The organism is [Bacillus] selenitireducens MLS10 (assembly GCF_000093085.1).
GTDB lineage: Bacteria > Bacillota > Bacilli > Bacillales > Salisediminibacteriaceae > Salisediminibacterium > Salisediminibacterium selenitireducens.
Genome location: NC_014219.1, coordinates 2,484,518 through 2,497,332, shown reverse-complemented (window position 1 = coordinate 2,497,332; position 12,815 = coordinate 2,484,518). Strand labels below are relative to the sequence as shown.

The 12,815-nt window shown below is 46.3% G+C and carries 13 protein-coding genes; all 13 read left to right on the top strand.

Annotation, left to right across the window (positions count from 1 at the left end; translation table 11 throughout):
* The first annotated feature begins 67 nt into the window (after window positions 1-67).
* The gene (gene accB, locus BSEL_RS11570; RefSeq protein ID WP_013173199.1) at window positions 68-571 is read left to right on the top strand and encodes an acetyl-CoA carboxylase biotin carboxyl carrier protein; all 504 of its coding nucleotides are present in this window, start codon (window positions 68-70) and stop codon (window positions 569-571) included.
* Between the two features lie 9 nt (window positions 572-580).
* Entirely contained in the window at window positions 581-1,942 is a 1,362-nt protein-coding gene (accC, locus tag BSEL_RS11565) for an acetyl-CoA carboxylase biotin carboxylase subunit (protein ID WP_013173198.1), read from the top strand.
* 19 nt (window positions 1,943-1,961) lie between these two features.
* Entirely contained in the window at window positions 1,962-2,369 is a 408-nt protein-coding gene (locus BSEL_RS11560; protein WP_013173197.1) for an Asp23/Gls24 family envelope stress response protein, read from the top strand.
* 120 nt (window positions 2,370-2,489) lie between these two features.
* Window positions 2,490-2,894: a transcription antitermination factor NusB gene (nusB, locus tag BSEL_RS11555; RefSeq protein ID WP_013173196.1), complete on the top strand. Its 405-nt coding sequence runs from the start codon at window positions 2,490-2,492 to the stop codon at window positions 2,892-2,894.
* A gap of 42 nt (window positions 2,895-2,936) precedes the next feature.
* Window positions 2,937-3,800, top strand: coding sequence for a bifunctional methylenetetrahydrofolate dehydrogenase/methenyltetrahydrofolate cyclohydrolase FolD (folD, locus tag BSEL_RS11550; protein WP_013173195.1), 864 nt, complete (start codon window positions 2,937-2,939; stop codon window positions 3,798-3,800).
* 16 nt (window positions 3,801-3,816) lie between these two features.
* Complete coding sequence (gene xseA / locus BSEL_RS11545; protein ID WP_013173194.1) at window positions 3,817-5,181, top strand: exodeoxyribonuclease VII large subunit; 1,365 nt, start codon at window positions 3,817-3,819, stop codon at window positions 5,179-5,181.
* Window positions 5,178-5,414 (top strand): exodeoxyribonuclease VII small subunit, encoded by a 237-nt coding sequence (locus tag BSEL_RS11540; protein ID WP_013173193.1) that lies wholly within the window; start codon window positions 5,178-5,180, stop codon window positions 5,412-5,414. Before xseA ends, BSEL_RS11540 begins: the two co-directional genes overlap by 4 nt.
* A 4-nt stretch (window positions 5,415-5,418) precedes the next feature.
* The gene (locus tag BSEL_RS11535; protein ID WP_013173192.1) at window positions 5,419-6,312 is read left to right on the top strand and encodes a polyprenyl synthetase family protein; all 894 of its coding nucleotides are present in this window, start codon (window positions 5,419-5,421) and stop codon (window positions 6,310-6,312) included.
* A gap of 850 nt (window positions 6,313-7,162) precedes the next feature.
* Complete coding sequence (locus BSEL_RS11530) at window positions 7,163-7,777, top strand: hypothetical protein (protein ID WP_013173191.1); 615 nt, start codon at window positions 7,163-7,165, stop codon at window positions 7,775-7,777.
* Window positions 7,778-7,786: 9 nt separating this feature from the next.
* On the top strand, window positions 7,787-9,676 hold the full coding sequence (gene dxs / locus BSEL_RS11525; RefSeq protein WP_013173190.1) for a 1-deoxy-D-xylulose-5-phosphate synthase: 1,890 nt from the start codon (window positions 7,787-7,789) through the stop codon (window positions 9,674-9,676).
* The gene (locus BSEL_RS11520) at window positions 9,677-10,483 is read left to right on the top strand and encodes a TlyA family RNA methyltransferase (protein ID WP_013173189.1); all 807 of its coding nucleotides are present in this window, start codon (window positions 9,677-9,679) and stop codon (window positions 10,481-10,483) included.
* A 121-nt stretch (window positions 10,484-10,604) separates the two neighbouring features.
* On the top strand, window positions 10,605-11,054 hold the full coding sequence (ahrC, locus tag BSEL_RS11515) for a transcriptional regulator AhrC/ArgR (protein WP_013173188.1): 450 nt from the start codon (window positions 10,605-10,607) through the stop codon (window positions 11,052-11,054).
* Window positions 11,055-11,073: 19 nt separating this feature from the next.
* Window positions 11,074-12,783, top strand: a complete 1,710-nt coding sequence (gene recN, locus BSEL_RS11510) for a DNA repair protein RecN (protein ID WP_013173187.1) — start codon at window positions 11,074-11,076, stop codon at window positions 12,781-12,783.
* Window positions 12,784-12,815 lie beyond the last annotated feature (32 nt).

Genomic DNA, 12,815 nt, shown 5'->3' with positions numbered 1-12,815 from the left:
ATAATAAGACGTATACCACCGATTATGCTGTATATACAGCGGATATTAACGAAATGGAGTGATAACGATGTTGAAAATCCAGGAAATCAGAGAACTCATTAAGTTAATTGATGAATCATCGATTGATGAATTTGAGTTTGAGCAAAACGGTTCCAAAGTGACGTTGCGAAAACATCAGGGTGAAGTCACGAGGACGGTTGCCTCACCTGCACCGGCGCCGACGGAAGAAAAGATACATAGCGAACCTGTTGCAAGGACGACTGAACCTGAACAGAAACAGGTCACAGAACCGGCTAAGGTATCAGAACCTTCCGAACCAGACAGAAGCGGACTTGTCAGCGTCACTTCACCAATGGTCGGAACGTTCTATGAAGCACCATCACCTGATGAGGCTCCTTACGTCCAAAAAGGGGACCGGGTAAAAGCTGATACTGTTGTCTGCATTGTCGAGGCGATGAAATTAATGAATGAGATTGAAGCTGAAGCCAACGGAGAAATTGTTGAAATACTGGTTGAGAACGGAGAGCTTGTCGAATACGGACAGGAGCTTTTCCTAGTGAAACCGGAGTAGGTGATGAGGATGCTGAAAAAAATACTGATTGCCAACAGAGGAGAGATTGCTGTCAGGGTCATACGGGCTTGCAAAGAGCTTGGGATTGAGACTGTTGCGGTGTTTTCCGAAGCAGATAAAGAAGCCCTGCATGTCAAACTTGCTGACGAAGCGTACTGTATCGGACCGGTATCATCAGCAGGGAGTTACCTGAACATCACGAATATTATGAGCGTTGCGACATTAACGGGCGTAGAGGGCATTCACCCTGGTTACGGATTTCTCGCGGAAAATGCTGATTTCGCCGAGATATGCGAAGCGTGCAATATTACGTTCATTGGACCGAGCGCATGGGCCATCAGCCAAATGGGAACAAAAGATGTGGCCAGAACCACGATGAAACAGGCGGGCGTTCCGGTTGTTCCGGGATCGGACGGCATCGTCGAAACCGTCGATGCGGGAGTGGAAGTTGCTGAATCCATCGGTTATCCGGTTATCATTAAAGCTACTGCCGGTGGAGGGGGTAAAGGAATCCGTGTGGCCCGAAATGAGTCAGAGCTTCGAAAAGGGATCTCGGTGACGCAAAAAGAAGCCAAAGCCAATTTTGGTAATGAAGGTGTCTATTTAGAAAAATACATCGAAGACTTTAGACATGTGGAAATTCAGGTCATGGCGGACCGCTTCGGCAACGTGATTCATCTGGGGGAGCGGGACTGTACGATCCAGCGGAGGCTTCAAAAATTGGTCGAAGAGACACCGTCACCTGCGGTTTCGAAAGCAGTGCGCGAGAAAATGGGGCAAGCGGCTGTAAAAGCTGCGGCAGCCGTAGACTATACAGGGGCAGGCACGATTGAATTTATTTTTGATCACAACACAGATGAGTTTTATTTCATGGAAATGAACACGAGAATTCAAGTGGAACATCCGGTAACAGAGATGGTTACCGGAGTTGATTTAATAAAAGAACAAATTTTAGTTGCTTCTGGAGAAAAGCTCTCCTATACTCAAGATGAAGTCGTGTTTAATGGATGGGCAATCGAATGCCGGATTAACGCAGAAAATCCTGACAAGCAGTTCATGCCGTCTCCGGGTGAGGTCACCATGTATTTGCCACCGGGCGGATTTGGTGTCCGTGTTGACAGCGCCGTATACCCGGGTTATACAATCGTGCCGTTTTACGACTCAATGGTAGCCAAGCTGATTACCTATGCTCCTACAAGGGAAGAAGCAGTGTCGAAGATGCGACGTGCACTTGATGAATTCATTATTGAAGGCGTTCATACAACCATTCCATTTCATCAGAAGCTGATGAATCACCCTGTTTTTGTTAAAGGGGATTTCAATACCGGCTTCTTGGACACATATTCATTGAAAGACCCTGATCAAGATTGAGTAAAGAGGAGGATCTATTATGAATGAAAATCATTTAATCCCAATGTCAGAAGATAAAGAAGATCTCGGTAATGTGGAAATTTCACCGGAAGTGATCGAAGTCATTGCAGGGATCGCTGCTTCCGAAGTTGACGGCGTTGCGGCATTGAGGGGGAATTTTGCATCGGGAGTCGCTGAACGCCTGGGCAGAAAGAGTTCCCACGGTAAGGGTGTGAAAGTGGAGATGACAGAAGAAGGTGTATCCATCGATTTGTTCATTGCTACAAACTATGGCGTCTCCATTCCGGATGTCGGGAAAAAAATGCAGGAGAATGTTGTGCAGACATTAAAAAACATGACAGCGATTGATGTCGTCAAAGTGGATATCCACATAGTGGGCGTTCAGTTTGAAACAAAAGTTGAACCGGAACCTTCCGAAAAAAAGTAACCCTGCGATATGGACTGTTGCATAACATTGCAACAGTCTTTTTTCTGCTGTGTTGCTGTTTCGACGACGCAAGTTATGCTATGATCATAGATGGATATTCAGATGAAAAGGAGCGCTTATATGAAACGCAGAGTAGCAAGAATCAAGGCCATTCAGGCCCTTTATCAAGTGGAAATGACAGGGGTGAATCCTGAAGAAGCGATAAAAACCGTTCTCGAGGAAAACGAGAGCATGGATCCGTATTTATTAACACTCGTTGAGCGCGTATTGGAAGAGATGGATGAACTGGATATCAAGATCCAGGATTCGATGGACAACTGGCAGTTGAGCCGTCTTGCAAGAGTGGACAGGGCCATCATGAGGATCGCGATGTATGAAATGATCCACTCGGATGATGTGCCGGTCAGTGTTGCAATCAATGAGGCGATTGACCTTGCGAGAGGATTTTCAGGAGACGAAGAATCAGGGAAATTTGTCAATGGAGTTCTGTCCAATGCAGCAAAAAAACTCGAAGTCAACGATTGATAATCGTTGAAAATACATGGAGAAATTCAGGAGGGGATGCACATGTCAGCGGAAATTATTTCAGGCAAAGAACTTGCGAAGTCGAAGAGAGAAGAAATGAAGAAAGAAACAGCGAGATTAAAGGAATCCGGAATTGTACCCGGATTAGCTGTTATTCTGGTTGGGGAAGACCCGGCAAGTCAGTCCTATGTCAAAGCGAAACAGAAAGCCTGTGAGGAAACGGGCATCCTCTCTGAAATGGACCACGTAACAACATCCATCTCAGAAGAAGAACTGCTTACGAAAATCGAAAATCTGAATAAAGCTGATCATATTCATGGCATACTCGTTCAGTTGCCTCTGCCGGATCACATTTCTGAAAAGAAGGTAATCGAGACAATTGATCCTGAAAAAGATGTTGACGGATTCCATCCGATTAACATTGGACGCATGATGACCGGTCAGCAGGCATTCTTGCCATGTACCCCGTTTGGAATCGTTGAAATGATCAAATCCAAAAACATCGACATTCAGGGAAAACATGTCGTCGTTGTCGGCCGCAGCAATATCGTCGGCAAACCGGTCGGACAACTTTTGCTGAATGAGCATGCGACGGTTACATATTGCCATTCGAGAACAAAGAATATGCAGGAGTATACGCGATCGGCGGATATATTGATCGTTGCTGTAGGCCGTGAACATTTTATCGCCGGAGATGATATCAAGGAAGGTGCTGTTGTCATAGACGTGGGTGTTAATCGGAACAAAGAGGGCAAATTGACCGGGGATGTCGACTTTGCGAGTGCGGAACAAAAAGCGTCTTACCTCACGCCGGTACCTGGAGGTGTTGGTCCAATGACCATCACCATGCTTCTTCATAACACGATTCTATCTGCAAAATGGAAACATAATCTGAACGGATTTTAATAAAGGGGCGCTTGTCATGAACCAGGAATTTTGGAGTGTCACAGAGCTGACGAAAACAATTAAAGAGAAGTTTGATACAGCACCTGATCTTCAAAATGTCTGGCTACGTGCAGAAATCTCGAATTTTAAACACCATTCCAGAGGACATATGTATTTTACTCTGAAGGATGCCGGCTCCCGTATTCAATCTGTCATGTTCGCCGGGAGTAACCGGTATTTGAAATTCACCCCTGAGAACGGCATGAGTGTCCTTATTCGAGGTCAGGTCTCTGTATATGAACCATATGGTCAGTACCAGCTCTATGTGAAAGAAATGCAGCCTGATGGTATCGGGAATTTGTATTTGGCCTTTGAAGAGCTAAAAGAAAAGCTCGATCGCGAGGGTCTTTTCAGCCAAGAATCAAAAAAACGGATCCCCCGAACACCTAAACGGATTGCAGTTGTTACCTCACCTACCGGTGCAGCTGTCAGGGATATGATCACGACGCTGAACCGCCGTTACCCGGTTGCCAGTGTGACGCTGTTGCCTGTGCAGGTTCAAGGGGAGTCGGCTGCGCCAACGATCGTGAAAGCGATCCGTCAGGCAGAGGAAGAGGGTTCTTTTGATGTCCTGATTGTCGGGCGAGGCGGTGGTTCTCTTGAAGAACTTTGGGCATTTAATGAAGAGTCCGTTGCCAGAGCGATTTTTTCCTGCACGATACCTGTTATTTCCGCAGTTGGTCATGAAACCGATGTGACGATCAGTGATTTCGTTGCGGACCTGCGAGCTGCGACCCCAACCGCGGCTGCTGAGCTTGCGGTACCGGATCAGCAGGAAATGATCGACTGGCTGATTGACAGAAAGAAACGGCTCAGACATTCGTTTAATCAGATGGTGACACGGGAACAGACGCGCCTTCAGCGACTGATGGCATCTTATGCTTTCAGGTACCCAAAACAATTGATTGAGCAGAAAGAACAGGATCTTGACCGTTTGCTTGACCGTCTGCATGCAGCAACGGATCGGAAGATCGATGTTCATCAGGAAGCCGTCAGATATTTGTATGGCAGACTGTATGTGCAGCACCCTGCCCGTAGAATCGATCAGGAACGGATCAATCTTGAGCGGTCGAAAAAAGCGTTGGTTGATGCGATGACAGATCAATCCAATTCAGTGAGACAAGCACTGCAGCTCTTGGCATCGAAGCTCGATTTACTCAGTCCGTTGAAGTTGATGGCAAAAGGCTACAGCCTCACGTATGATCAAAATGGGAACCTTGTCAAAGAGATCGATCAGCTTAACGAAGGTGACGGTTTCACTGTACGCTTGCAGGACGGCGAACTGAACGGTGAAGTCAAAGCAAAAAAACGTGTCAAACGCATTGAGGAGGAATCAGAATGAGTGAGGAAGAAAAGGAGCCGACTTTCGAAGAATCCATGCAAAAACTTGAACGTATTGTACAAAAGCTTGAGCAGGGAGATGTTCCTCTAGAAGAAGCGATTACGATGTTTCAAGAAGGGGTTGCTTTGTCAAATGACTGTCATTCTCGGTTGACGAAAGTGGAAACGAAAATGGCGGAAATACTGGATGAAAACGGCGGACGAAGTGAATTCAATCCTGAAGAGGAGTCATAATTTCGTGAATAGTAAACCTGAATTTCAACAGTTTCTAACCGAACAGATTAATATCCTGGAAGCCCGTTTTCCTTTATTATTAAACCCTTTGAAGTCACCGGATATTTTAAAAGAATCCATGCTTTATTCTCTTAACGCAGGGGGCAAGCGGATCAGACCGGTGCTGCTTCTTTCTGTCCTGCATGCAGCGGGAAAACCTCTCGAAGCAGGTTACCGCACGGCTGCGGCACTCGAACTGATCCATACCTATTCACTGATACATGATGATCTGCCTGCGATGGATGATGATGATCTCCGAAGGGGAAAACCGACAAATCACAAGGTATATGGAGAAGATATAGCCATACTCGCCGGAGATGGACTGTTGACTCACAGTTTTAACCTGATCAGTAAAGATGAGCATTTAAGTGCGGATTTAAAAGTGGCCTTGATTGCTGACATAACTGACGCGGCCGGACCTGAAGGGATGGTTGGCGGACAGGTTTCGGATATGCAGGGCGAAGGGAAAGAGTTAACGGCAGAAGAACTTGAAGCCATTCATCATCGGAAAACCGGAGACCTGCTATCCGTTTCACTGATGGCCGGCGGAAAGATAGCAGGTTTGAATGAAGAAGATAATAAGTATCTCTCGTTGCTCGGTAAGCATCTGGGCCTTGCTTTTCAAATCAAGGATGATCTTCTTGATATTGAAGGGACGGTTGAAGAGATTGGTAAGCCTGTTGGGAGTGATGCCGGGAATGATAAAAATACCTACCCTTCACTTCTTGGGCTTGACGGGGCAAAGAAAAAACTGGACATTCATTTAAATGAAGCCCGAATGAATCTTCAGAGAATTCGTCATTTCAATCCGGTTGTATTGGACGGATTAATCACGTACATCGGAGAACGAAAGGGGTAATCAAAACCTTTTGTTGTCTGACATCTGGATTTCATGGTATTCTTAAGGTTGCGGGTGGTGCAGTATTCTAGTCGGCTCTCCAATCTCCAAAGCGGGCCTAAAAATCCGCTAAAGGGCACATCGATGAAGTTTCTAGTTTTGGCTTGAGGCGCCCAGCCTTGGGTCATGACTGGGAGTAAAGGCTGTAGGGCGATCCACAAAGGCATGTGGGCGTTGACCCTGCAGCCGTGGAGGCCCTGAATGACTGGGAGCTATCCCTGGTAACCGGACATTCAGGGTATGAACCTGCTTTGCAGGCTTGGGAGGTCTGTGAGCAGCGTAGCCTGCCTTGAGTGGATCCCGAGGGGATTACGGTTTACCCGTATGAAATCGGATCTGCAAAAGAGGATAGGGATTGGTAAGAGCTGTTGAGGAAAACTCCTAGACTGTTCAATTGACGTTCAAAAGGGATTATAGTGCGTACTGAGTGGTAATCCAGTCTGACGAATGGCGACATCGTCAAGGCGGGTTTAAAGGGAAACCGTCCGGGCGGCGACGCTCGGGTACCCGCTTGGGAAAACCTACTGGACCTAAGGCGCAGTCTTTATCTTTTGGACGACCACCCGTGTTTTTTACATAGCAGAAGACTAACGGACTCGCCAAGCAGGCGGGTTTTCTTTTACAGTCAGAATAAAGCGTGATGTTTGGGTGATCAGGAGTCCGCTTACAAAGGGTAATGGCATCTTAAACGGTACAATGAGCGTCATGTTCTGCATTGGATCCACGCCGGGAGTGTTATAAAATCATTAGACATCGCTTCAAAAAAACTGCTCCAAAGAGGGCTGAATTCTAAAAAAGTAGGGTATAGATTATGAAACCGACTTTAATTAAATCTTTAAAATGGAGTGGCCTGATTTCCATTGTCACACTCTTTATGGCAGCAATGTTTGCGATCATTTCAACGGCGGTTCTAAGTGGCGTCAACTGGGCAGCGGGGATGTTCATTGTCATTATCATCGTCTTTATCGGTGTCTTTTCGGACACGATCGGTGTTGCAGCCACCGCTGCATCTGAGCGACCTTTCCATGCGATGGCAGCGGAAAAGGTCCCCGGCAGCAGACATGCCGTTGCGATTACGCGAAACGCAGACCGTTTTTCAAATTTCACCAACGACGTCATTGGAGATATCGCAGGGGTAATCAGTGGTACCGCATCAGCTTATGTGGTCTTGCAGCTCGCTCTTCAACTCGGTCACAGTGAGGGAAGCACCATTCAGTTTTTGATCTCTGTCTTATTTACGAGTGTGGTTGCGGCTCTGACGGTCGGAGGTAAATCCGTCGGGAAAACAATTGCCATTCAGTATTCGACGGAAATAATTTACCAAGTGGGTAGATTATTTTACTTTTTAGAGGTAAAATTGAATATAACCATATTCAGTGATAAAAAACAGAGGAAACAGAAAAGTAAGCTTAAAAACAGAAAGTGAGGGTTTTCTTTGGACTTGTTAAATGTGAAGGACCCGGCGTTTTTAAAAGAGTGTTCCGACGAAGAACTTGAAAGTCTGGCCCAGGATATCCGGGATTTTCTTATTTCTCACCTATCGGTAACAGGTGGGCATTTGGGACCCAATCTCGGTGTTGTAGAATTGACGCTTGTGCTTCATCAGCTCTTCGACAGCCCGAAAGACAAATTTTTATTCGACGTTGGCCACCAGGCATATGTTCATAAAATATTGACCGGCAGAGCCGGACAGTTCGAACAGCTCCGTCAATACGAAGGTTTATGCGGATTCCCGAAACGCTCAGAAAGTGAACATGACGTATGGGAGACCGGACACAGCTCAACGTCATTATCCGGTGCCATGGGCATGGCACTAGCAAGGGATTTAAAAGGTGAAAATTCACATGTTGTACCGATTATCGGTGATGGGGCCCTAACCGGAGGTATGGCTTTGGAAGCGCTTAACCACATCGGACATGAACAGACGGATGTCACCGTCGTTTTGAACGACAACGAAATGTCCATAGCACCGAACGTTGGAGCGCTTCATTCAATGCTTGGCAGAATGCGCACAGCAGGAAAGTATCAGCGGGCGAAGGAAGACCTTGAAATGCTGATTCGCAAAATTCCTGCATTTGGCGGTCGTCTTGCTGCAACTGCTGAGCGGGTGAAAGACAGTCTCAAATACCTGCTGGTATCCGGCATGTTTTTTGAAGAAATGGGCTTTACGTATCTCGGTCCTGTCGACGGTCATGATCTTGAAGATCTCAAGAAGAATTTTCTGTATGCCAAAAAGACAAAAGGACCAGTCCTCGTACATGTCATTACGAAAAAAGGCAAAGGATACGGTCCGGCGGAAAACGATGCCAAAGGGACTTGGCATGGCCTGGGGCCTTATAAAATTGAATCCGGCGAGGTCGTGAAGAAACCAGGGCCTCCATCGTACAGCGGTGTTTTTGCCAGCACCCTGAAAAAGATAGCTGCAAACGACAATAGAGTGGTAGCAATTACAGCTGCTATGCCGGGGGGGACTGGTCTTGACAAATTCGCACAGGACTTCCCTGAACGGACGTTTGATGTCGGGATAGCCGAACAGCATGCAACGACGATGTCTGCAGGTCTTGCCACTCAAGGGATGAAGCCTGTATTTGCAGTATATTCAACGTTCTTGCAAAGAGGTTATGATCAGCTGGTTCATGACGTGTGCCGTCAGAATTTGAATGTCGTCTTTGCTATTGACAGGGCAGGGCTCGTAGGGGCAGATGGCGAGACGCACCAGGGTGTTTTTGACATTTCCTATTTGCGTCACCTGCCAAATATGAAAATTATTCAGCCGAAAGATGAGAATGAGTTGCAGCATATGCTTTACACGGCTGTTCAAAATGACGATGGTCCAATGGCTGTCCGCTATCCGAGAGGGACAGGTTACGGTATTGAGATGGATCAGGAATTAAAAGAGATTCCGTTGGGCAAATGGGAAGTGCTTAAAGAAGGCACCGACTTGACCATTTTGACATTCGGCACTATGATTCCTGTTGCTGAGGCTGCCGCTGAGCAACTGCAAAAGAAGGGTGTCTCAGCAAGGGTTGTCAACGCACGTTCAATCAAACCATTGGATGCAGATATGCTTCTTAAATTGGCTGATGAGCAGACCCCGATTCTTACGATTGAAGAATCGGCTCTCTTAGGCGGATTCGGAAGTGCTGTACTGGAATTTTTCCACGATCAGGACCGTCACCGTGTTCACGTTGAGCGAATGGGTATTCCGGATCGTTACATCGAGCATGGCAGCGTACCACAGCTTCTTGAGGAGATTGGATTGACAAGTGACGAAGTGGCTAAGCGTGCATTAAAAGCAATACCTATGAAAAGGCAGCGTGCATAAATGAAAAAAGAACGTATAGATATTCTCCTCGTCGAGCAAGGACTTGCCGAATCCAGGGAGCGCGCCAAGCGCTCAATTATGGCCGGTCTGGTTTTGGCAGACGGAGAACGGATTGATAAAGCAGGAGCAAAAGTGAATATTGATGCGAAACTGTCCATAAAAGGCGAAGTCCTCCCTTACGTAAGTAGGGGGGGACTTAAACTGCAAAGAGCAATAGAAGTTTTTGATCTGTCTTTGGCGGGAAAGGTAATGCTTGATATCGGTTCATCGACGGGCGGATTTACAGATTGCGCTCTGCAGAATGGTGCCGAACATGTCTATGCACTGGATGTCGGATATAATCAGCTGGCCTGGAAGCTCAGGCAGGATGAGCGGGTTACGGTTATGGAGCGAACGAATTTCAGGTATGCAAAACCGGAAGATTTCACTGGTGCCAAGCCGGATTTTGCAACCTTTGATGTTTCGTTTATATCGATCAGGCTCCTTTTACCTGTCTTGCAGACGATCATTCAGCCGAACAGTGGTATTATGACTCTCGTGAAACCCCAGTTTGAAGCTGGCAGAGACGAAGTCGGTAAAAAGGGCATCATCAGGGACCGTCATATCCACGAACGCGTCCTATCGGATCTGACCGATTTTTCGGAATCGCTCGGATATACAATAGAGGGATTGGCGCCCTCCCCGGTTCGGGGCGGAGAAGGCAATATTGAATTTTTAATGCATATGAGTGCAAGCGACTCTTGCAGGCGTCCTTTTGACAGAACCATGATTAAGAAAGTTGTAACAGAAGCTCATCAGAGCGGATAAGACGTATAATCAGACTGGATCCTTCCTGATGGGATCCGGTTTTGTTCTTTCATTGATTTGTATAAATATAAAAAATCAGATACAATATTGTTGAAGAATCAATCAATGGAGGGAACATGTCATGAATAAAGGACAAAGACATATAAAGATCAGGGATATTATCAGTAACAGAGAGATTGAGACGCAGGATGATCTTGTTCAAAATTTAAGGGATGCAGGGTTCAATGTCACTCAGGCAACTGTCAGCAGAGACATCAAGGAACTGCATCTTGTGAAAGTGCCGATGATGGACGGGCGTTATAAGTACAGTCTTCCATCAGATCAGCGGTTTAATCCGCTTCAAAAAATCAAACGGACGCTTGTTGACTGCTTTGTGTCAATTGACAGCACGGGGAACATGATTGTGATGAAAACATTACCGGGAAATGCAAATGCCGTTGGTGCCCTGATTGATAACCTGGAATGGGAGGAAGTCATGGGTAATATTTGCGGCGATGATACCATTCTGATAATATGCAGGGAAGCTAAACAGGCGGAACAGGTCAGCAAGCGATTTCTCGATATGCTTTAACAGAGAGGCGGCGATCAGATTGTTACTTGAACTGACAATAAAAGATTTTGCAATCATTGAACGCGTCACCATTTCATTTGAAGGCGGTTTGACTGTCATGACGGGTGAAACCGGAGCGGGGAAATCCATCATCATTGATGCCATAGGACAATTAATCGGTGGACGCGGGTCTGCCGATTTTGTTCGGCATGCCAGCAAACGCGCTGAAATAGAAGGAATCTTTTCGATTGAGGATCCGGTGAACCGGGAGTTAAATGCGTTGTTTGAGGAACTTGATCTGCCTAAAATTGAAGAAGGGACCGTTTTGCTTCGTCGGGAGATCACCAATCAGGGGAAGAGCATCTGCCGGATCAATGGCAAACTGACGACGCTCGGAATTCTGAGACAGGTTGGGCAAACGCTTGTGGATATTCATGGCCAGCATGAGCACCAGCGTTTGCTGCAACAGGATCAGCACGTCGGCTTTTTGGACCGGTTTGCAGGGAAGCCGGTTGAAAAGGCAAAAAAAGAATATGGTGTTTTGTATAAACAATATATGCAAAAAAGGAAACAACTGCATCAGTTCTCCGATAATGAACAGCAGCTTGCCCAGAGGCTCGATTTGCTGCAGTATCAATACAACGAGATTTCAGATGCGGATCTCAGTCCGGGTGAAGATGAAGAACTGCTTGAGGAGAAAAAACTCCTTGAAAATAGCGAGCATCTCTACAATGCTGTAAGGGGCTCTTACGACGCCCTTTATGGTGACGGGAAAGGTCTTGAGTGGGTAATGACTGCGATGAATCAGCTCAGTGAAGCAGCTGAAGTCGACGACAAACTCGCTTCTCTGAACGAGTCAGTAACAAATCAGTACTACCTCCTCGAGGAAGCATCTTTTTCTCTCAGAGATTATTTTGAAACCATCACCTTTGATTCAGAGCGATTGCAGGTTATTGAGGACCGGCTGTCAGAAATTCAGCAGTTAAAGAGAAAATACGGAGCAACTGTTAATGACATACTTGAATATGCTTCGAGGGTTGAAGAGGAGATCGATGCATTGTCCAATCGGGAGCAACGCATCGAAGAATGGCAGGAAGAAGTGGCAGCTCTTCGCAAAGATCTCATCCTTGAAGGAACACATTTACATGAACAGCGGAAAAAAGCCGCCGGGAAACTGGAAAAAGCGATTCAGACTCAGCTGAAAGAACTCTATATGAAAGATACCGTCTTTGATGTTAAGATTGATACAGGAGACCTTGAAAGCGGAGATGAGGCCATAACAAAAGAAGGCATCGACAAGGTGTCATTTCAGGTTGCCACAAACAAAGGAGAACCATTAAAATCCTTGGCAAAAATCGCTTCCGGTGGTGAAATTTCGAGGATGATACTGGCGCTGAAGACAATCCTCTCAAAACATGAAGGTGTCACATCACTGATTTTTGATGAAGTGGATACCGGTGTCAGTGGCAGAGTCGCTCAGGCGATAGCAGAAAAGATCCATCGGATATCCGGTAATTCACAGGTGCTTTGCATCACCCATTTGCCTCAGGTGGCGGCGATGGCAGACACACATATGTTCATCTCGAAAGAATCAAAGCAAAACCGAACAATCACCAGAGTTGAGGCTCTCTCTGCAAAAGATAAAACCGAAGAAATAAGCCGGATGATATCCGGTGTTGAAATTACGGACTTAACAAGACAACACGCGAATGAACTGATTGCACAGGCAGATCGCATGAAGGAAGAATAGTGAAAGCACTTTGTGCACACGCTTTTCACATT